At 64.5% G+C, this 20,895-nt stretch carries 20 protein-coding genes and 2 pseudogenes; 11 read left to right on the plus strand and 11 right to left on the minus strand.

Annotation, left to right across the window (positions count from 1 at the left end):
• Positions 1-9 precede the first annotated feature (9 nt).
• A complete protein-coding gene (locus SB749_RS02805) occupies positions 10-447 on the plus strand; it encodes a Fur family transcriptional regulator (protein WP_410708923.1) in 438 nt (145 codons plus the stop codon).
• A gap of 89 nt (positions 448-536) precedes the next feature.
• On the opposite strand, the gene SB749_RS02810 is transcribed toward SB749_RS02805, so the two are convergent.
• A complete protein-coding gene (locus SB749_RS02810; RefSeq protein ID WP_410708924.1) occupies positions 537-1,565 on the minus strand; it encodes a GTP-binding protein in 1,029 nt (342 codons plus the stop codon).
• A 45-nt stretch (positions 1,566-1,610) separates the two neighbouring features.
• Here SB749_RS02810 and ykgO point away from each other — a divergent pair, with 45 nt between their 5' ends.
• Complete coding sequence (gene ykgO, locus SB749_RS02815; protein ID WP_139467916.1) at positions 1,611-1,733, plus strand: type B 50S ribosomal protein L36; 123 nt, start codon at positions 1,611-1,613, stop codon at positions 1,731-1,733.
• Here ykgO and SB749_RS02820 read toward each other — a convergent pair.
• On the minus strand, positions 1,714-2,337 hold the full coding sequence (locus tag SB749_RS02820; protein ID WP_410708925.1) for a molybdenum cofactor guanylyltransferase: 624 nt from the start codon (positions 2,335-2,337) through the stop codon (positions 1,714-1,716). The genes ykgO and SB749_RS02820 overlap by 20 nt on opposite strands.
• Before the next feature lie 143 nt (positions 2,338-2,480).
• On the opposite strand from SB749_RS02820, the gene SB749_RS02825 reads away from it, so the two are divergent.
• Entirely contained in the window at positions 2,481-4,205 is a 1,725-nt protein-coding gene (locus SB749_RS02825; protein ID WP_410708927.1) for an amidase, read from the plus strand.
• A gap of 4 nt (positions 4,206-4,209) precedes the next feature.
• Here SB749_RS02825 and SB749_RS02830 read toward each other — a convergent pair whose 3' ends face one another.
• Positions 4,210-4,944 carry a DUF998 domain-containing protein gene (locus SB749_RS02830; protein ID WP_410708928.1) on the minus strand — a complete coding sequence of 245 codons (735 nt, stop codon included), beginning with the start codon at positions 4,942-4,944 and terminating at the stop codon, positions 4,210-4,212.
• A gap of 99 nt (positions 4,945-5,043) precedes the next feature.
• Between SB749_RS02830 and SB749_RS02835 the strand changes: the two genes are divergently transcribed.
• The 4 genes from SB749_RS02835 to SB749_RS02850 all read left to right on the plus strand — a co-directional run bounded on the left by SB749_RS02835 (position 5,044) and on the right by SB749_RS02850 (position 7,692).
• Complete coding sequence (locus SB749_RS02835) at positions 5,044-5,817, plus strand: isocitrate lyase/phosphoenolpyruvate mutase family protein (protein WP_410708929.1); 774 nt, start codon at positions 5,044-5,046, stop codon at positions 5,815-5,817.
• Between the two features lie 67 nt (positions 5,818-5,884).
• The gene (locus SB749_RS02840) at positions 5,885-6,646 is read left to right on the plus strand and encodes a VOC family protein (RefSeq protein ID WP_410708930.1); all 762 of its coding nucleotides are present in this window, start codon (positions 5,885-5,887) and stop codon (positions 6,644-6,646) included.
• A 70-nt stretch (positions 6,647-6,716) separates the two neighbouring features.
• A complete protein-coding gene (locus SB749_RS02845) occupies positions 6,717-7,202 on the plus strand; it encodes a hypothetical protein (RefSeq protein WP_216657056.1) in 486 nt (161 codons plus the stop codon).
• Between the two features lie 193 nt (positions 7,203-7,395).
• Positions 7,396-7,692 carry a hypothetical protein gene (locus tag SB749_RS02850; RefSeq protein ID WP_139467910.1) on the plus strand — a complete coding sequence of 99 codons (297 nt, stop codon included), beginning with the start codon at positions 7,396-7,398 and terminating at the stop codon, positions 7,690-7,692.
• A gap of 2 nt (positions 7,693-7,694) precedes the next feature.
• Here the strand turns inward: SB749_RS02850 and SB749_RS02855 are convergent, their stop codons facing one another.
• On the minus strand, positions 7,695-9,833 hold the full coding sequence (locus SB749_RS02855) for a RecQ family ATP-dependent DNA helicase (RefSeq protein WP_410708932.1): 2,139 nt from the start codon (positions 9,831-9,833) through the stop codon (positions 7,695-7,697).
• Between the two features lie 51 nt (positions 9,834-9,884).
• Entirely contained in the window at positions 9,885-10,358 is a 474-nt protein-coding gene (locus SB749_RS02860) for a hypothetical protein (RefSeq protein WP_410708933.1), read from the minus strand.
• Positions 10,359-10,506: 148 nt separating this feature from the next.
• Here SB749_RS02860 and SB749_RS02865 point away from each other — a divergent pair, with 148 nt between their 5' ends.
• Positions 10,507-11,091 carry a TetR/AcrR family transcriptional regulator gene (locus tag SB749_RS02865; protein ID WP_410708935.1) on the plus strand — a complete coding sequence of 195 codons (585 nt, stop codon included), beginning with the start codon at positions 10,507-10,509 and terminating at the stop codon, positions 11,089-11,091.
• A 37-nt stretch (positions 11,092-11,128) separates the two neighbouring features.
• On the opposite strand, the gene SB749_RS02870 is transcribed toward SB749_RS02865, so the two are convergent.
• On the minus strand, positions 11,129-12,028 hold the full coding sequence (locus SB749_RS02870) for an ArgP/LysG family DNA-binding transcriptional regulator (protein WP_410708936.1): 900 nt from the start codon (positions 12,026-12,028) through the stop codon (positions 11,129-11,131).
• Positions 12,029-12,098: 70 nt separating this feature from the next.
• Between SB749_RS02870 and SB749_RS02875 the strand changes: the two genes are divergently transcribed.
• Both SB749_RS02875 and SB749_RS02880 read left to right on the plus strand, forming a co-directional pair.
• Positions 12,099-12,698, plus strand: coding sequence for a LysE/ArgO family amino acid transporter (locus tag SB749_RS02875; protein WP_410708937.1), 600 nt, complete (start codon positions 12,099-12,101; stop codon positions 12,696-12,698).
• 63 nt (positions 12,699-12,761) lie between these two features.
• Positions 12,762-12,923 (plus strand): annotated as a pseudogene (locus tag SB749_RS02880) (AAA family ATPase); the annotation flags it as partial.
• 291 nt (positions 12,924-13,214) lie between these two features.
• Here SB749_RS02880 and SB749_RS02885 read toward each other — a convergent pair.
• The 3 genes and pseudogenes from SB749_RS02885 to SB749_RS02895 form a co-directional block, all read right to left on the minus strand.
• A pseudogene (locus tag SB749_RS02885) lies at positions 13,215-14,438 on the minus strand (MFS transporter); the annotation flags it as partial.
• 217 nt (positions 14,439-14,655) lie between these two features.
• On the minus strand, positions 14,656-16,833 hold the full coding sequence (locus SB749_RS02890; RefSeq protein WP_410708938.1) for a YhgE/Pip family protein: 2,178 nt from the start codon (positions 16,831-16,833) through the stop codon (positions 14,656-14,658).
• A gap of 40 nt (positions 16,834-16,873) precedes the next feature.
• Positions 16,874-17,731, minus strand: a complete 858-nt coding sequence (locus SB749_RS02895; protein ID WP_410708939.1) for an ATP-binding cassette domain-containing protein — start codon at positions 17,729-17,731, stop codon at positions 16,874-16,876.
• Between the two features lie 414 nt (positions 17,732-18,145).
• Between SB749_RS02895 and SB749_RS02900 the strand changes: the two genes are divergently transcribed.
• Complete coding sequence (locus SB749_RS02900; protein WP_410708940.1) at positions 18,146-19,225, plus strand: tellurite resistance/C4-dicarboxylate transporter family protein; 1,080 nt, start codon at positions 18,146-18,148, stop codon at positions 19,223-19,225.
• A 291-nt stretch (positions 19,226-19,516) separates the two neighbouring features.
• On the opposite strand, the gene SB749_RS02905 is transcribed toward SB749_RS02900, so the two are convergent.
• Both SB749_RS02905 and SB749_RS02910 read right to left on the minus strand, forming a co-directional pair.
• Complete coding sequence (locus SB749_RS02905; RefSeq protein ID WP_410708941.1) at positions 19,517-20,113, minus strand: DUF805 domain-containing protein; 597 nt, start codon at positions 20,111-20,113, stop codon at positions 19,517-19,519.
• A 115-nt stretch (positions 20,114-20,228) separates the two neighbouring features.
• On the minus strand, positions 20,229-20,801 hold the full coding sequence (locus SB749_RS02910; protein WP_410708942.1) for a DUF805 domain-containing protein: 573 nt from the start codon (positions 20,799-20,801) through the stop codon (positions 20,229-20,231).
• Between the last annotated feature and the right edge of the window lie 94 nt (positions 20,802-20,895).

A 20,895-nucleotide genomic window follows, 5' to 3' on the forward strand; every position in this document is an offset into this window, starting at 1 on the left:
GCGTCGACGATGAGTTCGACAGAGACGATAAGGGAGGACTTCCTCATGGCAGCTCCGCAGAAGAAGACGCGCAGCACCGCACAGAAGGCGCTCATCCGCTCTGCTTTGGAGACGGAGACCCGCTTCGTCTCCGCCAAACAGCTCCACCGCCGCCTCGAAGACGAAGGAGCCAGCGTCGGCCTCGCCACCGTCTACCGGCAGCTCAATGCGCTCGCACGCGGCGGCGATGCCGATACCATCACCATCGCCGAGACCCAGCTCTTCCGCGCCTGCGCACAGACCGAGCACCATCACCATCTCGTCTGCGAGCGCTGCGGCACCGCCGTCGAGATCGACCCGCCGAGCGAGGACTGGATGCGTCAGATTGCGACGTCGAACGGCTTCGAGATCACCCACCACGTCTTCGAGATCTTCGGCCTGTGCGGCGAATGCCGGGCGGCCGGCTGAGCGCATCCGGAACACCGCCTCGGCGTCAGCCGGAGCTCGCCCCGGCGCATCCGGAACACCGCCTCGGCGTCAGCCTCAGAGCGTTGGCATCATCCGCGGTGCGCGGAGTCCCACGCGGGGAACTCGTCGTGATACTCCAACCAGGACATCGGACCCGCCAGAAACTCGGCATCGGTGAGGACGGCGCGGTCGAGCGCTTCGCACAGCCCCGCCTCGTCGAGGTCGAAGCCGATGAATGCGAGATCCTGACCGAGCGCCAACAGCTCAGCACCGGGCAACGGATCAGCAGTCAGCGGTGAGAACGTCAGCAGCGCGCCCGTCTGATCCCAATGCGCGGTCACATAGGGTCGGGAAGCCAGCTTCGCGAAACCGGCTGAACGGACGATGCGCCCCCAGCACCCTTCGCCGAGAGCCGCACTCAGCACTGCCCGCAGTCGCCGCAGGTGAAAGGGTCGCGCCTGCTCGAAGCGGCAGGCCCGGACACCTCCCGACCGGGCCGGAGGCCGAAACTCCGAGTTGAGTATCGCCGTCCACCCCGCAGGTGGAGGGCGGTGCCCGAACTGCCAGCACACCGGCTCATGCACCGCGCCGTCACGCAGGAGAAAGCGCTCGGCCTCGGGCGCCAGGTGCGCGATCAGCCCGATGGCCGCCTCGGTCCCGGCCGAGTCGGCAGCATCGGGCGCGAGCAGGGCCAGGGTCGAGGCGAATTCGATCTGCGCAACCAGAGTTCCTGCGCGCACGTCCGAATCGAGATCGCTGTGCAGGCAGGCAAGATCGAGCACGCAGACGAGGTCGGTGAGCACGGCTCGCGTGTCGGGGGCGCTCAGGGCCCCGATGATCTCCGCACAGTCCGTGTCTTCCCCATATTCGAGGACGAACCCGTGCACCCCGGAGGTCATGCCGACCAGTTCGACGAGGCGGTCGATCGCCTCGATGCCCTGCTCCGTCTGCTCCGCCGGCACGAAAACATGGCCGCGATCCCTGGCCAGACCCATCGCATAGCGCCTGCGTTCGGCGGCGCAGAGTCCGACGACGGCGATCGCTTCGATTCCGTCGACGATGGGACTCCGGCCGCGCTCGTCTGATCCCTGCATTCGCTTCCCTTCGTTCGAAAACATAGTATTGACTCTAATGATACCCATTCTCATTAAGGAGTCGCACTCATGAAGGTTCGTCGTTCGCTGCGTTCGCTGAAGTCATTGCCCGGTTCGCAGGTGGTCCGCCGGCGCGGTCGCGTCTATGTCATCAACAAGAAGAATCCTCGCTTCAAGGCCCGTCAGGGCTGAGCCGGGCTCGAATCGCTTCGAGCTCGGCTGCAGTGTCGAAATCACTCACCTCGTCCGGGTCCACGGCGACCACCGCCGGATCGAGACCGTTGAACAGCAGTTTCACTGCTCCATCTGTGGGGTCGCCGATCTCAGTCAGACGGGCACGCAGCAGCCGAGGCGGCCAGGCCGCGCAGAGGAACTGCGTCTTCCCGCGATCGTCGGTGCCCGTGGCCGGACGTCCGGTGGCCCGGCACGTGGAGATGAGCTCACCGAGGTGGCCCGCCGTGATCAGCGGCATGTCCCCCGCCAGGACAAGGGTGACATCGGCCGTCTCGGCCGGGAGGGCCGCCTCCGCCGGCATCGCCGCGACTGCGGCCGCGATCCCAGCCAACGGTCCCGAGAACTCGGGTTCCTCCCTCACGATGCGGACGCTTTTCTGCTCCGTTTCCGAGAGTCCGTCTGCGGGTCCGGCCACCCACACCTCGGCGTCGGCTGCCGCACCGCGGATGCTCTGCAGGATCCGAGAGATCGTCGAACGTCCGTCGACCTCGACGCCGGGTTTGTGAACGCCGTCGAAGCGTCGCGAACGGCCGCCGGTGAGAATGATCGCGTTGACCGTCATGCCCCGATCGTACAGACCGCGAATACCGCACTCAGCACTCCGCAGACAACGAAATCCGCAGCCCATCCTCGGCGAATCGGCGCTACTCTGGGCAGGAACACACCCACATCGCGCACGCACCGTCGAGTGCCCGGAGGAAGATCATGTCGAAGTTCGATGTCGTCGAAGCGTCCATCGCCGATCTGCGAGCCGCCCTCGAGGACGGCCGCACCACCTCGGTGGAGCTCGTCGAGGCCTATCAGGACCGGATCGCCGCGTTCGACGGTCCCGACACCGACACGAAACTCAATTCCGTGATCGTTGCGAACCCGCAGGCACTCGCCGAGGCGGCCGCCTCCGACGAACGGCGCGCAGCCGGCAAGACGTTCGGCCCCCTCGACGGGATTCCGTACACCGCGAAAGACAGTTATATGGTCGCCGGCCTCACCGTGGCCTCCGGATCACCGGCCTTCGCCGACCTCATCGCACAGAAGGATGCGTTCACGATCGAACGTCTGCGCGCCGGCGGCGCCATCTGCTTGGGGCTGACGAACATGCCGCCGATGGCCAACGGCGGCATGCAGCGCGGACTCTACGGTCGCGCCGAAAGCCCCTACAACGCCGACTGGCTGACCAGCGCCTTCGCCTCCGGTTCCTCGAACGGTTCGGGCACGGCCACGACGGCGAGCTTCGCAGCCTTCGGCCTCGGCGAGGAGACCTGGTCATCCGGCCGCGCCCCGGCCTCGCACAATGCGCTCGTCGCCTACACACCCTCGCGCGGGGTCATCAGCGTGCGCGGAAACTGGCCGCTCGTGCCGACCATGGACGTCGTCGTCCCCCACACGCGAACGATGGCCGACCTCGCGGAGGTTCTCGACGTCATCGTCGCCGATGACGAACAGACTCGCGGGGACTTCTGGCGCGTCCAACCCTGGGTGGACATCCCGAAGGCGAGCGCGGTTCGCCCTGACTCCTATGCCGCACTGCTTCCGGAATCGGTCGCGGCGGCTGGGTCGGTGTTGGCCGGCAAGCGTCTTGGGGTCCCGCGGATGTACATCAACGCCGATGACGAAGCCGGGACGAACCCGGACGGCGGTATCGGAGGGCCCACCGGACAACGCGTAGAGACCCGCGCCTCGGTGATGCGGACCTGGCAGTCGGCGCGAGCCGATCTCGAATCCGCAGGCGCAGAGGTGGTCGAGACCGACTTCCCGGTCGTGAGCAACTACGAGAGCGACCGTCCCGGTGCGCCGACGATCGCAACGCGGGGGTTCGTCACCGCCTCCTACCTCGATCGGGAGATCAATGACCTCTCGTCGTGGGGATGGGATGATTTCCTCGCCGCGAACGGCGACCCCAATCTCAACACCCTCGCCGAGGTGGACGGATCCTTGATCTTCCCCCACCCGCCCGGTGCGCTGCCGGATCGCTACGTCGGGTTCGACGATGACATCGCGACCTACCCCGAGCAGGTGCGCACGAATCGCTACGCCTCGGTCACGGAGATCCCGGAGCTCGAATCCGGTGTGCGTGGGCTCGAGGAGACCCGCCGAGTCGACCTCGAGGAGTGGATGGACGAGCAAGGCCTCGATGCGGTGATCTTCCCGGCGATGGCCGATGTGGGGCCGGCCGATATGGACGTCAACGAAGCGTCTGCCGATCTCGGTTGGCGCAACGGCACCTGGGTGGCCAACGGCAACCTCGCGCCCCGGCACCTGGGGATTCCTTCGGTGACGGTGCCGATGGGGACCATGTCCGATACCGAAATTCCAGTGGGCCTGACGATTGCCGGACGCGGCTGGGACGACTCCGCGCTCATCGAGATCGCTGCGGCGTTCGAAGCAACCGATTCCCGCCGGCAGGTGCCTCCGCGGACTCCGAGGCTGTAGAGCTTCAACGCCCGGAGGCGAGTTCGCGTTTTCGCCTGGAGGCGTCGCGCAGCTGCATCCATCCGGCGAGGATGAACCAGATGAGGAAGGGGTAGGACGCCGCTCTCTCGACGATGCCGTCGGGCAGATTCCAATTCTCGGGAGCAGCCAAGAGAAGTGCTCCGGCGAGCCCGAATACGCCCAGCCCGAGCGTGAGTCCACCGAATTCGACGGGACCGATCCAGCGTTTCTCGGGCCATCGGATCAAGGCGATGCCGGCCGCTATCAGGCCGAGGTTCTGGATCGCAGATCCGCCGAATCCGAAGACTGCGTGCAGGGTCGGGTCGATATCGGCCGGGACCATTCCGGTTCCTGCCAGCAGCATTCCTCCGGCGGCCAGCAGGAATGACCCGCACCTTCCCCAGTGGCCCGGGGCGATCCAGTCGTGCCAGATGAAGGCGATGATCGCGAGCATCGATCCGGAGATGATGGAGACGCCGTTGACGAAGGGATGGGCCGGTGAGCAGACCTCGATCGGGGTTCCGACGTCTCCCCAATCCCCGCACCCGGTCATCCCCAGATGACTGATGGGCTGCTGCGCGAACGAGTAGCCGCCCTCGGACAGCAAAGCCGCGGGTATCTCGATGAGAATCGTGGCTATGCCGGCAAGCACGGCGAGCAGTGCCCACACCCGCTCGGGTTTGGGCGAAACGCGGATGGTGCCCGAACCGGCCACCTCTGCTCCTCCGTACGGCGACATCGGATGTTGTTCACGCTATCACTGCGCTTGCCTGAAACCTTCTGGTGAACCCATCCGAACCCTGGCGTGTCGAGGCACAACAGTGGAATGGTATTGACCATGGTCGATTACACGGTTCTTGCCGAACGCGCTTTCACCCTCTTGCAGGGACATCACCAGGACGAACCCCTCGTGCTGCCGACCGTCTGGGATGCCTGGTCGGCTCGTGCGATGGTCGATGTCGGTTTCAACGCTCTGAGTATCGGGTCGCACCCGCTCGCCGATTCGCTCGGCCATGCCGATGGTGAGAACATGACGCTCGAGCAAGCGCTCGAGGGGATCTCCCGGATCACCTCGGCGGTGGATGTTCCCGTCACCGCGGATCTCGAATCCGGATACGACACCCCCGCCCCCGAACTCATCGCCGGCCTCCTCGAAGCCGGGGCCGTGGGCGTGAATATCGAGGACACCGTCCACAGTCGGGGCAGCATGCGCAGTCCCGAGGAGCACGCCGAATACATCTGGAGCCTGCGCCAAGCCGCCGAAGCGCAGCGGGTCCACGTCGTCATCAACGCCCGCACCGATGTGTTCAAATATCCCGGCGAATTCGAAGACCCCACCGCCGAGGTGGTCCGACGTCTCCGTCTGTGCACCGAAGCCGGCGCGGACTCCGTCTACCCCGTCCGACTCCCCGATGTGGGCACGCTCAAGTCGATCCTCGAGCAGATCACTCTGCCGCTCAATGTCACCGCGCATCCGATCAAGGGCGCGGTGCCCGAAGAACTCGACCTCGCTCAGCTCACTGAGCTCGGGGTCGGGCGCGTGACCTTCGGTCCGCTTCTGCAGGCGGCGCTGACCGACTGCTTCGCGGATTTCACGCGCGCCTGGCAGTAGGGTCGTCACTCTGCGGTCGGCAACGACAACTGCAACTCACCTCCACCCCACCTCAAGAGGAGACGCAATGCCTGTCAACCCCCGCGAAGGCCAGCCGATCTGGATCGACTATGTCTGCCAGGACTTCGAGGCGGCCCAGAACTTCTACAATCAGCTCTTCGGCTGGGAATTCACCGACATGGGTGAGGACTTCGGCCACTACAACATGATCACGAAGGACGGAGGCAACGTCGGCGGCGCGATGCGAGCCATGAACATGGACGGCACCCCGAGCCTGGAGATGCCCACGGCCTGGTCGACCTACCTGCACACTGGGGACATCGCCGGAGTCCACCAAGCCGCACTGGCTGCCGGGGCCACCGATGTTGTCGGCCCCATGCCCGTCGGCCCACTCGGCCAGATGGCCGTCGTCGTCGATCCGACGGGATCGCCCATCGGCATGTGGCAGCCCGGTGAGTTCTCCGGCTTCGACACTCCGCTCACCCCGGGAACCCCTGTGTGGTTCGAGCTCATGACGACGAACTACCAGGCTGCGAATGAGTTCTACGGCAACGTCTTCTCATTCGACATCACCCCGATGGAAGGTTTCCCGTACTCGACACACGGCGACGGCGATGAGGCTGTGGCCGGAATCTGCGATGCCAGCGAGTGGGCACAGAACTCCTACTGGCGCACCTACATCAATGTCGAAGACGCCGATGCCTCGGCAGCGAAGGTGACAGAGCTCGGCGGCAAGGTGCTCGCCGGTCCGGAAGACTCCCCGTACGGACGCATAGTCACGGTCACCGATCCCGAAGGGGCGACGTTCCAGCTGCAGCAGAATCTGTGACCGTCAGCCTCGCCGAGGCGGCCCGGCACTGTTCTGGTCGACGGCCCCTTCGGCAGTCGCTGATCCGGCTGTGACTGACACCGACCGTTTTGCACCGCTGCGGCGGCGATTCCTCAGCCTGGGGCTAGGGGAGATCGTCGCCGCAGCGGTCTTCGCTGTCATTCCGACACGGCTCGCTTTCGTCACGGCCGATCGAACCGAAGCAGCGCTATGGGCAGCACTGTCCCCGCTGCTCTTCATCCTCGTCCAGGCCGGAATCTACTGGCTGATCGCTCGGCATCATCTGCCGGCCCCGATTCCAAGACCGGTGGCTCGAATCTATCGGTTTCTGCGAGTCATCAACCCGCTGGTGCTTCTCGCCTCACTCATCGGCATCGTCGTCGCTTGGCCCGGCGTTTCGCTCAGCGCGGTTCTCATCATCGTCATCTGGCTGTTTGCGGTCGCCGAATACATCAACTATTTCCATGTCCGGCTCTCCTACCCGTGGTCGAAGTGGACAGTGAAGGTCGGACGCCGGTCAACTCCGCGCCTGGTCAGAGACCTGCAGAGGAGTTAGAGGTACCGCTGCAAGTCATCCAGCACGCTTGATGGTGAGCTTTGAAATCATGCGGTCGCTGAATAGTCTCAGAATGAACATCGCGACAGTCTCTGTATTTATGGCATCTTCATTAGCCGACGTTTAAGCTCGAAACCAACGAGCCGACGGCCGAGAGTGTCGCACGACTGGAAGTCAAAGAGAGCGGATCCATTTGGACATCAGCACGGAACTGAACGGCAGGATCGAATACATAGTAATTCCAGCGATTCAGAAGCTGCTTACTGATGCCGAATTCGAACAACTTACTATCGAATCTGAGGGGTCTAGGCTCGATCGATTCGTTGCGTCTATTCAGGCATGCGGAGAGACTCTCAGCGTCATCGTTTCAGATTCCTATATGCACGAAAGCATGGATGAGGCGCGAGATCGATTCTTCGAAGATCTTCGAGATGAAATATCGGAGACCGAATTCGGCTGGGGTCAGCTCCGGGACGGCTCGTCGAATTGACCTCAGGCCCGGAGTGCAAGGGCAAACGGCAGCACCGAGGTGGCTCCCGCCTTGCGCAGCAATCGTGCGCAGACCGTCATCGTCCACCGCGAGACGACCTCGTCGTCGACCAGCAGCACTGACTTCCCGGCCACTGCCTCCTCGATCTCCGGAGGAACAACGAAGGCCTCATAGAGGTCCTTGACGCGGAAGGCACTGTTGACATCAGGGGTGCCGTGGTCGCCGACCTGCAGCAACTCACCCCCATCGACAAGACGGCCGGCCGCGGCGAGATTCGCGGCCAGAGACCGCACCGTCACAGGACGGCGATTGCTCGGGATCGACACGACCACCTCGGGCCGTGTTCTCCAATTCCACTGTGCCAGGACTTCAAGACACCACTTGCCGATCTGACCGGGCACCTCTACATCGGGAGCATCAGGGGCGAGAAACGAGCGCAGACTCTGCCCCTGTCCGAGGTCGGAGAGGCGGGCGATGGCACGTCCCTCCTCGGCGAGCTCTTCAGCCGGGATCCGACCCTTGAGAGGGACACCGATATTGGCCAATCCGCTGGGCCAGGTGCTGCGCGGCTCGATCGGCAGGCCGATCTTGTGCAGGTTGCCGGCCGCCGCTTGGCGCTGTTCGTCGGAGATCTCGGCAGAGAACCACACTCCCGCACAGTTGTCGCAGCGCCCACACGGCTGCGGGTCGGGATCGTCGAGCTGACGGATGAGGAACTCCATCCGGCACTGCTCTGTCGCCTCATAATCGAGCATGGCCTGGGCCTCTTCGGCGCGTACGGCCGCGACCTTTTCGTACCGTTCCCGGTCGTAGGTCCACCCCAGCCCGGTTGAGACGTACCCGCCCTTGACCTTCGACACCGCGTCTTCGACTTCGAGGGTCTTGAGCAGCAAGTTGAGTCGGGAGCGTTTGGTTCCGACCAAGGTCTCCAAGCGGGCCACGGAGAGGGGGCCGTCCGCCTCGGCGAGGGCTGCGAGCACGGCGTTCGCATCGTCCTGGTTCGGCATCGATGCGGTCGCGAAGTACTCCCAGATCTGTTCGTCTTCTGCGCCGGGCAACAGCAGGACATCGGCGGAGTCTGTGGCGCGGCCGGCTCGGCCGACCTGCTGGTAGTAAGCCACGGCTGAGGAGGGCGCGCCGATGTGGATGACGAATCCGAGGTCCGGTTTGTCGAATCCCATGCCCAGCGCCGAGGTGGCCACCAGCGCCTTGATCCGATTGTCCTTGAGCTGCTGCTCGAGTTCCGCGCGTTCTTCCGCATCGGTCCGGCCCGTATAGGCGCGGACCTGGTGGCCTTGTTCGCGCAGCATTCGGGTGATGTCCTCGGCAGCGGAGACGGTGAGCGTGTAGACGATTCCGGACCCGGTGAAGTCGTTGAGATGGGAGGCCAGCCAGGCGATGCGGGAGCTGGCGTCGAGCCCTGGGAGGACGCCGAGGCGCAGGGAATCTCGGGCGAGTTCACCGCGGACGACGGTGGTGTCGTCGCCGAGCTGCTCGGCGACGTCGGTGACGACGCGGGAGTTTGCGGTCGCGGTCGTCGCGAGGACCGGGGTGTTCTGGGGCAGTTCGGACAGGATGTGGCCGATGCGGCGGTAATCGGGGCGGAAGTCGTGCCCCCAGTCGGAGATGCAGTGGGCTTCGTCGACGACGATGAGTCCGAGGAAGGCCAGCAGCTGGGGCAGCACTTCGTCGCGGAACTGTGGGTTGTTCAGCCTCTCAGGGGAGACGAGGAGGACGTCGAGGCTGCCCGCTTTGAGGTCCTCGAGCACGGAATCCCATTCGGTGACGTTCGAGGAGTTGAGGCTGGCCGCGCGGACTCCGGCGCGTTCGGCGGCGGCGATCTGGTCGCGCATGAGTGCCAGCAGCGGGGAGATGATAAGGCTCGGCCCGGTGCCCGAGGCCCGGAGCATCCGAGTGGCCACGAAGTACACCGCGGACTTGCCCCAACCGGTGCGCTGGACGACGAGGACGCGTTTCTTCGCCTGCACGAGGTCGCGGATGGACTCGAGCTGGCCATCGCGGAACTGCGCGTTCGGGTTCGCGGTAAGCTCGGCCAGAATCCGCTGCGCCTCGATCGCGAAATCGGCAGGGGCGCTGGGCGAGCCTGCAATAGGCGGGGATGTCGGGGTGGATTCCGTCATGGGACCAGTCTAGGTGGAGGGTGTGACACGGCCCGACCGAGCGCCCCTTCCTCAGCGCAACGCGAGCTCGATGCCCAGGGTGGCGAGCACTCCGAAGAGGACGCCCCAGAGGATGATCGAGATGACCTGCCAGAAAGCCACAACATTGCGGTTTGCACCGAAGCCGACCATCGCGGACGAGGTGATCTGCGAGGGCAGGAGTGTCTGGCCGAGCAGTGAGACTCCCGGCACGCCGAATTTGTCGAACATGCGCTTGAGCCGCTGCCGTTTCGGCTTCTCCTCGGTCTGTTTGTTCTTCGTGGCTTTGTCGCGGATCGCACCGGCGCCGTAGACGAAGGCGAGCATCGAGATGACGTTGCCGATGATGGCCATGAGGATGGCGACCACGGGGTGGAGTCCGATCGCGACGCCGATGACAGCGCCGAAATACGACTCGACGAAGGGGATGGCCGAGACGAGCAGAATGCCCGCCCACTGCAGCCAGTCGGGGATGATTCCGGCGAATTCCTGCAGACTGTCGATCATGAGGGCTCTCTCTTCTTCCGTTCGGGTCCTCTGGTCGGGTCAGCACACTGTTCCTGCCGCGCCGTTTCAACGCTTTGGCACACCGTACTAGTACAACGTACTATACACTGAGTTGAAGCATCGTTGTCAATGAAGCGAGGAGTCACGGTTGTCGAAGCGAGACGAGATCGTCGCCGCAGCCATCCGCCTGGCTGAGTGGTCGCAGCCGGGGCATGCGAACCTCAGTGTGCGCGCCGTGGCCAAGGAAGCAGGGGTCGGACCATCGACGCTGCGCCATTACTTCCCTACCCAGGCAGACCTCCACGAAGCAGTCGCTCGGCGCTCCATCGACATCGTCGTCAAGGACTTCTCCATCGCTGATGCGAACCGCGACCCGGCCGACCGCCTCTATGAGTGCTGCGCTCAGTTCCTGCCGACCCATGAGCATCGGGATGTGCAGCTCGAAACCTGGTTCTCCATGCACCTGCATGCCCTTGGAGCGGAGAAGCGGGCAGTGTCCCGGCGCCTCCTCGAACACGGTCACCGTGTCACCTATGACAGCCTGCATCGCTGGCTGATTCTGCTCGCAGAGGAGGGGCATCTCGACCCGACTGAGGTGGCGCCGACCGCCACAGCACTCTTCACCACCGTCGACGGCATCGCCCTGCACTCGATCATCTCTCCCGAGACCATGACCGTCGACGCCGCACATGAGCAGGTCAAGTGGACGATCAGCAAGCTCCTCAGCTCCTGAGCGGATCAACAGAGGGCAGTTCAGCTCCGCCCCCGAATCACCGCATGACGGCGGCCGCGCGACGCAGTGCGTCGGTCAGTCGGGAGAGCTTGTCCGAGGCCAGAGTCCAGTGGTGCCAGTACAGCGGCACGTCGATATACGGCTCCGCGCCGATCTCGACGAAGTCGGCTTCGAGACCGTCGAGCTGCATAACCGGCACCATCCCCCACCCGAGGCCTGCCTCCACGGCGGCCGCGAACTCCGCTGAGCCCGGCACGACCGACATCGGGGGCCGGCCCTCAACTCCGCAGCGCCTGAGGAACTCGAACTGCAGATCGTCGTCCTGTCCGAAATTCACCATCGGCAGTCTGGTCAGATCCGCCTCGGTGCCGGTGGAATGCCGATCGAACAGGAAGCGTTCGGCCACGGCGGTGTAGCGCATCGCCCCGAGCTCGGCGACCGTTGTCCCGTATCCGCCGGTCGCGGTCGAGGTGATCGTGCCGAGCACTTCTCCCGAGGCCAAGAGCGGCAGCGCCTTGTCCTGATCGACCATCTCGATGCGGACGACGACATCGTCCCAGCCGGCCGCCTCGGCGAAGATCGGGCGGAACCACGTCGCCATCGAATCGGCATTCACCCCCACCCGGAGCACCGTAGGCTCACGACCCCGGTCACCGGATCCGCCCGCCCCGAGGGAGTTGGCGTCGATGCCGTGCAGCCGGTCGAGCGCCTCGGACTCGAGCAGCTCGACCTGCCGGGCGTAGCGAAGGATCGCCTGTCCCGCCTCGGTGACGGTGATCGGGTTCGTTCGTCGGATGAGCACCTGCCCGAGGCGGGACTCGAGCGTGCGGATGCGCTGACTCGCCGCCGAGGCGGTGATGCCGAGAACGAAGGCCGCCCCTTCGACGGTGCCTTCGTCAACAGCGGCGGCGAGCGCCTTGACGTGATCGATGTTCATGAAGCAATTGTGCATCAGATGCATATTCTGTTGTTTTTCTTCTGATCAGTCGGTCTCTACTGTTGAGTCCGTGCTCACTCATCTCGTCACCGGACTCCTCACCGGCTGGTCCCTCATCATCGCCGTCGGCCCGCAGAACGCACTCCTGCTGCGGCAGGGGATCCGTCGCGAGCACCTCGGCGTCGTCGTCACCATCTGCATCGTCGCCGACGTGCTGCTCATCGCAGCGGGCACGGTGGGTATCGGGGCAATCGTGCTGCTGGCGCCGTGGGCGCTCGAAGTCCTGCGCTGGCTGGGTGTGGCCTACCTGCTGTGGTTCGCGTGGACGAGCCTGAAATCGGCGCGCGAAGCCACCGGGCTGAAGGCGGACACACACCAGCGGACCCTCAAGTCCATCATCGTCACCACTCTGGCGCTGACGTTCCTCAATCCCGGCGTCTACATCGACACCGTCGTCATGCTCGGCAACCTCGCGAATCAGCAGGGTCCGGACGGGGTATGGCCGTTCACGTTCGGGGCGATGCTCGGCTCGATCAGCTGGTTCCTCGTCATCGGCTACGGCGCCCGCGGGCTCTCCCGCTACCTGGGCCGGCCGCGGGTCTGGCAGGTCCTCGACGTCATCATCGCCGTCGTGCTCGTGGTGCTGGCCGTGCGGCTGGCACTCGGATAAGAGGCTGCGCCGAGGCGACCGACGTCGTCGCCGATGTCAGTGCCCATCGGTACCGTCCCAGACATGGATCCCCGCATCGACCTGCCGCTGCGTTCAGTGGCCGAGCATTCTCTGTCCCCTCCGGAGCTGAGTCCCTGGCTGCACGATCTGCCGGCCGTTCGCGACGTTCTGTCCGGCTTCGAATTCGATCGCACGACCGTCTTCGTCGGCGAGAACGGCTCGGGCAAGTCGACCATCATCGAGGCCATCGCCACGGCTCTCGACCTCCCACACGGCGGCGGTTCCGGTTGGGAAGTGCGCGATCACGTCGAGGCTCCTCCCGAGCTGAGCGAACACCTGCAGATCGTGCGCGGAGCGACGACGAATCGCAGCGGATTCTTCCTCCGCGCTGAAACGATGCACGAGAACATGGCCTATCTCATGAGCGTCGGTTCGGCGCGTGGTCTTCACTATGCGCAGAGATCGCACGGCGAGATGTTCGTCGACATGCTCACGAGCTGCTTCATGGACTTCGGGCTATGGATCCTCGACGAGCCCGAGAGCGCCCTGTCTTTCACGGCCTCGCTGACTCTCCTTCAGCTCATCCGCGAACGCCAGCGGAAGGGCCTGCAGACAGTCATGGCCACCCACTCGCCCATCCTCGCCCGAGCCACAGAAGCGAAGATCGTCGAGGCCGGCGACTGGGGCTTGCGCGAATCCCGGTGGGAGGACCTCACCATGGTCGATCACTGGCGCCGCTTCCTCCACGACCCGCAGCGGTACCTGCGCTACCTCGACGAGGAATGCTCCAAGCGCCGCCCCGACCGGACGCGCGCCGTGGGTCGCCGTTGTGATCAGAGCCGACACTCGCCCCAGCAGCCAGTCCGGGGTCACCGCCTGCCGCAGCGTCGTCGTGCTGATCGTCCACATGATCGGTCCGAACCCAAAGAGGAAATAGCTCACCGCGACGACCATTCCTGATCCCAGCCACACCGTGGAGAACATGAGAATTGCGGCGACGGTGCCGCACACCGGACCGGCCACGACCATCAGGCCGAACGGCAGACGCGCAGCCAACCAGGGGTTCACTGTGGCACCGGCGATCATTCCGACTCCGTAGGCAGCCAGCGTCATCCCTACCTGCGAGCCCGACATTCCGAGCTCGCTGACACCATAGGCGACGAAGACTCCCTGCAGTGCGAACCAGCCGATGTTGAACAGCAAGGCCGTGACGAAGACCGGGCGCAGCCACCGATTGGAGAAGACGAATCGGCCGCCCTCAACGAGATCGTGAAACAGGTTCCCACCCTCCCGGGGCCGATGGGGAGTCGACGCCGGAAGACGCACCAACAGCCCGATGGCCAGCAGCGACAGCGAGGTCGCTGCGACGAACGCGACCGATGCACCGGTCCAGCTGACCAGGGCACCACCCAGTGCGGGACCGGCGACGAATGCCGCAGACCGGCCCAGTTCGATCCAGCGGTTGGCATTGCCGAGCTCGTCGCGGGTGACGATCGAGGGAATGATTGCCGGCGCCGTCACGGTGAAGCATACGGTCCCGACGGCTCCGATGAATCCCAGTGCCCCGAGCAGAGGCAGATCGAGCACGCCCGCACCGAGGAGGAGGACAGTCGCGATCAGGGCCAGCAACCTCAATGCCTCCGATCCGAGCAGAAGGCTCCGTCGAGAGAGCCGATCTGCCGCGATTCCCGCCGGAATCGATAGCAGCAGGAACGGAAGTGTCTGTGCGGCCTGCAGCCAGCCGGACGAACGGACTCGGACGGCGTGGGCGCAGCGCGCGGAACATCAGCTCTCCTTCAATCAGACGAATCCCTGACTGAAGTCGAGTCTGCCGAACTCTCCTGCTCCGATCCGGCAGTTTTCGGACGTCGCAGTCGCACCTGGACGCCGCAGTCGCACCTCCGTGGATGACCGACTCGGACCGCTCGCCGGAAGCCCGAACTCGTCGCCCGGGGACCTACAGCTGCAGGCTTGGGTGGAGCTGAGTGAGCGTGACCATGCGCTTGCGGCTGCAGACCACGATCGTGGCGACCAGACAGATCGCGGTCATCAGCAGCAAGACCACGGCTGCCTGCGCGGCGATGAACATGTCACCGCCGGCAACCAGTGTGCGCAGACCGCTGACCGCGTGCGTCATCGGCAGGAACGGCGAGATGATCTGGAAGATCTTCGGCGCCGTCTCCACCGGATAGGTTCCGCCTGCCGATGCGATCTGCAGCATCAGCAGAACCAGGGCAATCAGCCTGCCGACACCGCCCAAGGCCGCGACACACAACTGGTGCACGGAGTGGAAACAGGCCGCCACGAGCATCGAGAACAGCAGCGTCCACAACCACGATCCGGCCGAGAAGTCCAAGGTGAAGGTGAGGATCGCATAGAGGACCGCGACTTGGGCGATGCCGAACAGCAGCCCCGGAACGTAGCCGGCCCAGGCGATCCGCGACGAGCTGGCCGATGAGAACAACGCCCGGTACGGGATAGCGTTGATCACCATGTAGGTGATCATTCCGCCGATCCACAGGGCCAAGGAGACGAAGAACGCGGACAGTCCCTCGCCATAGGCGTCGACGGCGTTGTCCTTGACCTTGTCCGCGTCAACGGGAACAGCTACGACATCCGAACGATTCTCCCGATCCTTCTTGTCGTAGGTCGGGATCTGCTCGAGTCCCTTCTCCAGACCGTCGGCGAGTTCTCCGGAACCGTCGTCGAGTTTGCCAGCGCCCTTGTCGAGTTCCTTCGACCCGTCGACGAGCTGAACCGATCCGTCCTTGAGATCACCGGCTCCGTCCTTGGCCTTCGCCGTGCCGTCCTTGAGCTGGACGGCCCCGTCATGGAGGTCACCGGCACCCTTGGCGAGCTTGCCCGCTCCGGCGTCGAGTTTGATCAGTCCGGAGTGGAGATCGTCGGCCCCGGTCGCGACCTTCTGCGCTCCATCGTCGAGCTGGCCGATCTTCTTATCGGCCGTGCGGATCTTGTCCATCACTCCGTCGACCGCGTCGGTCAGCTTGTCCTCGAGGCTCTTGGCCTCGTCTTTGGCGTCGGAGGCGCGCTTGTGCGCTGAATCGAGGTCCTCACCGAGGCCGTTGGCATCCTCGGCGAGCTTCTTGACGTTCGGGTCGTCCGGATAGTCCTCCTGCAGCTGCTTGATCCGGTCGTCCATGTCCCCGCGGACGGTAGTGCGGGCATCGTCGAAGTCCCCTTCGGCGCGCTCGAGCTTCGGTCGCGCTCCGTCGACGACATCATCGGCCTTGCGTTTGACGTCCTCGGCCTTCTTTGTGGCCTCGTCTGCGGTATCGCGCAGTTCGGAGGTGCCGTCGGCGACCTGCCCTGCGCCGTCGGCGAGTTTCTTCGAGCCGTCCTTCGCCTCAGCTGTGCCCTTCTTCAGATCAGAGGCACCATCGGCCAGGTCGCCGCTGCCCTTCTTCAGCTCACCAGCACCTTTGTCGAGGTCGATGAGACCGGTCTGCAGCGTTCCGACGCCCTTGTCGAGCTTCGTCGTCCCGTCGACGAGCTCTCCGGTGCCGTCGTGGAGCTGACCTGCTCCGTCGTGCAGTTCGGACGCACCATCCGCGGCCTTCTCCGTCTCAGAGTGGATGTCGTTGAATCCGAGATACACCTGGGTGACGTACTCGGCCGTGGTGGTCTCGCTCAGTCCCGACTTGATCTCGGAGAGGATGGTCCCGGCCAACTGTCCAACGATGAAGTTGTGGGCATCGTCGGTGCGCAGCCGCAGCCCTGCCTGCTCCGGATCGTCACCGCCTGTCGACACGAGCATTTCCGAGAAGTCCGAGGGGACTTCGAGGATCGCGAAGTACTTCCCCTCGGCAAGCCCCTTGTCAGCCTCCTCCTGGCTGGTCTCCTGCCAGTCGAATCCGCCTTCGCCCTTCGGCGTGATCTCGTCGACGAGGTCATCGCCGGCGTTGAGCCTCTCCCCGTCCGAATCGGGCTTCTCCGCGCCCGTATCCTCGTTGACGATGGCCGCCTGCAGCTTGTCGAGGTGCTCGGTCGGGTTCCAGTTCGAGGCCAGGTACAGGCCGCCGTAGATCGACGGGATGACGATGATGACGATCATCGCCAGTCGCGTGATCGTGTGGCGTTTGAATCGTGAGAGTTCTAACCAGGGCAGGGAGAACATTCGGGAATCTCCTCGGATTCGTGTACGTGGGGCAGGAAGTTCAGTGTTTGGACCCGCGATGAGCGGGAAAGTGGGGCGGCAGTTCGAGGTCGACAATCGACGGCTCCGCGCGGGAGCCGAGCGACCTGGTGGCGATGTCGAGTTCGCTCGAGTCCTCGCAGGAGACGATGACCGTGAGCAGGTCCTCGGGATCCCGTGATCTGCGCAGCTGCTGGTAGATGAGGATCCCGGCCCAAGCGCGGGCTCGGTCGGCGGATTCGCGCAGGTAGTCGATGTTGTCGATGACGACGACGGGTGGGCGGCTGAGGCTCGCCAACCCGAACTCGAGGAAGAATTTCTGCAGCTCACTCAGCTCGGAGACGAATACCTCTCCGTCATCGTCGATGAGGAAGTCCGCGCGCTGGGCGTCCTGCTTCGAGAACGTCCCCGGCGGGAGTTCGTCGATCATCTCACCCGCCGTGGTGAAAGTGTCCCGGATGAGGCCGATGACCTCGCGCAATGTCGATTTCGACGCCCACGGCTTATACCAGGGCTGCAGCATGATCTGTCGTTCGGCGACGTGCTGCGCGACCGTGAAGTCGTCCTCAAGGTCCGTCAGCCCGGCGATATGTCCGACCGCAACCTGCCCGCGCACGGTGCGGGCCTGCTTGCGGATATCGATATCGCCGAGGCGGCCCTCCCCGTCCGAGACCCGCATCCTCGCAGCCAAGGACAGCAGGAAGGAGGTCTTCCCGCTGCCGGCGGGCCCGCGGACGACGGCGATGGCGCCGGTCGGCACCTCGAGGTCGATATCGGTGAACACATCGCCCTGTTTTCCGGACAGGGACCAACCGCGCAGCGAGACCGCTGGCGCGTCGATGTCGGCGTCCTCGGCGAGAGTGTCCGTTGTGCTCTCCATAGCCATGGCTCCCAATCGTCTGTGCCCGCTTCGATCCGGTGCACGCCGGATATTTCTGCATCGCGCAGGTGACTGCAGAATACGCCACTACCTGCGCACGGGTGTATGGAGCGGGTGACTCCATTCAAAGTTACCCGATGGTAACACCAATGAATTATCTCATGGATCCGCTGCGAGAGTCAGGTCCAAGTACCGAGATGTCAGGAAACGCACACCGGCCTTCTGGGGAGGGGCCGTCGGGTGGCCATTCGGGCGGGCTGGCCGAGGCCTTTCGAGGGCGGCCTCTCGGTCGGCTCTCTAGGTCAGCCGGACGAAGCCTCCGGGAGTGTATCCGGAGCGCGGATGCAGGGGGTGTAGTCGTAATATCGAAGACGTCGATGTCTCTCAACACACGACGACGAGGATGAGGAGCGGATGAGCACGGCCGATCGCTGCCTCACCGGACTGCACAGAAGGTGGGGCCTGAGCCCTTCGACACTGGCTCCCGGGTGCTTCGCCTCGGTGATGGCGACCGGGATCGTGTCGATCGGTGCCGAGCTCAAGGGGCTGCATCTGCTGTCCGTCGCTCTGTTCTGGCTTGCCGTCGCACTCTACGTGTTCTTCATCGTGCTCACCGCGGTGCGGCTCGTCCGATATCGCGACGCCGTTCGCGACGACCTGCATGATCCGACCCGGGCGTTCGGCTTCTTCACCGCTGTGGCCGGGACGAATGTCCTGGCGACGGGACTCGTCGGATTCGGCATGATCCCGCTTGCCCTCGTCCTCTTCGGTCTCGGCGCCCTGCTGTGGTTGGTGCTCGGGTACGGGATCCCCTTCACCGCCATCCTCGGCTCAAGCACACGGCCGGTGTCTGCCGGCGTGAACGGCACATGGCTCGTGTGGGCCGTCGCTGCCCAATCCGTGGCCGTGGCGGCGTCAAGTTTGGGGATCGAGCTTTCGAACACTCCGTACGCCGATCCCGGTCTGGCCGCCTTCCTCGCGCTCACGGCGGTGGTGATGTGGGCCGTGGGCCTGGCGCTCTACGTTGTGTGCGTGATTGCCATCGGAGTTCGCATTCTCCGGCATCGGTTCGGGCCCAAGGATCTCGATGCTCCGTACTGGGTGACGATGGGCGCGCTGGCGATCACGATCGTTGCGGGTTCGCGGATTCTCGATCTCGGCGAGGCTCCCCTGCTCGAGGCGACACGCGTGCTGATCGGCGCTTCCTCGGCGCTGCTGTGGGCTGTCGCCACGTGGCTCATCCCGGCGCTCGTCGCCGCAGGCATCTGGAAGCATGCCGTCCACCGGGAGCCGATGACGTACGCGGCCGGGCTGTGGAGCATGGTGTTCCCCGTGGGCATGCACTCGGTGGCGAGCATCTACCTGGGCCGTTCGGATCATGTGCCCGCGATCGAGTGGATCGGGCAGCACTGGTACTGGATCGCTCTGACCGTCTGGGCGATCGTCTTCGCCGCGATGGTTACCTCATTCTTCAGAACCCTCCGCAGTCGCTGATCAGCCTGCCCCGCCTCGGCGCGGGGAGCGCTGGAAGGTTCGCGATCAGCGCCGACGTCAGGCTGCCTCGGCGAAGAACCAGATCGCGCATCGGGCACCGCCGGACTCAACTCCCACCGCACACCGCGCACCGCACCTCGCACCGGGCCTCGCAATACACCCCCTTAGCAGCGCAACGCCCCGCCGGTGGCACCTTGCACACTTGCAACGGTGCGAGATGACACTGACGGGGCGTGATGCCCACGCAGCGGTAGGACGTATCAGCAGCAGGGCGTGATGCCTGCGCCGAACTCAGCGGTCGAAGCGCTGCCCTACGGGCTTCGGTTCCATGACCATCAGGATGAGCACGATGATCGGCCCTACTCCCGGAATGAGCCAGAGGAAGAACATCGGACCCGGGAAATTAGCGTCGTGCAGGCGCCGCCAGCCGACGGAGATAAACGGAATGATCGTGGCCAAGAAGACGACCGCCAACAGGATTCCGGCGATGGCCATGAGTGCCGTCGCGCCGCCCGGAGGCGTTGAGTTGTAGGAGTCCCCCGACGTCGAGATTCCGGCCATCGCCGACCCGGCAAATCCCAGAATCATGGGAATGATTGGCGCGAGAATCAAGAACAGATAGGCGAACCAGAATTCGCTGCGAGACGCTCGCCCGGAGAACTTCACGTAGTTCCTGAAGAAGCGTTTGATCGCTTGGCCGAAGGTCGCGCCATAGAGTGGAAGCGAAAGGTCGTCGGCGCTGGTGGCACCGCGGGGTGATCCGCCATGGCCGAACCCGTCGTAACCCTGCCCACCAGGCCATCCCTGGCCGGACATTCCCTGGTCCGGCGTTCCTGTGCCAGGCACGTCGGGGTCGGAGTTATATGCTGCGTTCGCGTCGTAGGACATGGTGACTCTCATTGGTAGTGATTGCGTACAAGAATGGTCGGCCAGCAGATCATCTCATCGGTGTCGATGCAGATGAAAATGATGGCCGACCATCAGGGAGTCACCGGCCGAGGGGTCAGGCGTCGAAGCGCTGACCCTCGGGCTTGGAAGGCATGGCACACAGGACGAGAACCACGATGCCGCCGATTCCGGTCAGCGAAAGCAGGTAGAGCAGGCCGCTGAAGTTCGCATCGTGGAGCCGCCGCCAAGCGACGGCGATCTGCGGCAGAAGAACGGCAAGAGCGATGATGCCCATGAGGACACCGCCGATGCCCAACATCGCGATCGATCCTCCGGACGGCGCTGCCGGAGCGGACATCCCGTATGGATCTGCCGTCGCAAGCGATGACAGCATTCCTATCATCCCGATGCTGTAGAGGATTCCGGGAATGATTCCCAGCAGGAAGATGAACAGATAGGCAAACCAGAATTCGCTGCGCGAGGCGCGTCCCTTGAAGTTGACGTAGTTCTTGAAGAAGCGCTTGACGGCTTGGCCGAAAGTCGCGCCGTAGAGCGGGAGCGTGAGGTCATCGGGGCTGGTGGCACCGCGAGGTGCTCCACCGAAGCCCTGGCCGGCTGGCACTCCGGCTCCTGGCGCTCCTTGACCGGGTGCGCCGGAGTTGTATGCTGCATTCGCGTCGTAGGACATGATGACCTTCATTTGTAGGTGACGTTTCTGATCGCGCTCCGTCGTCGACGGGCCGAGTTGGCTCAGCCGCTCTTCAGGAAGCGCGAAAACTATT

Source organism: Brevibacterium sp. SIMBA_078, assembly GCF_046534565.1.
Classification (GTDB): domain Bacteria; phylum Actinomycetota; class Actinomycetes; order Actinomycetales; family Brevibacteriaceae; genus Brevibacterium.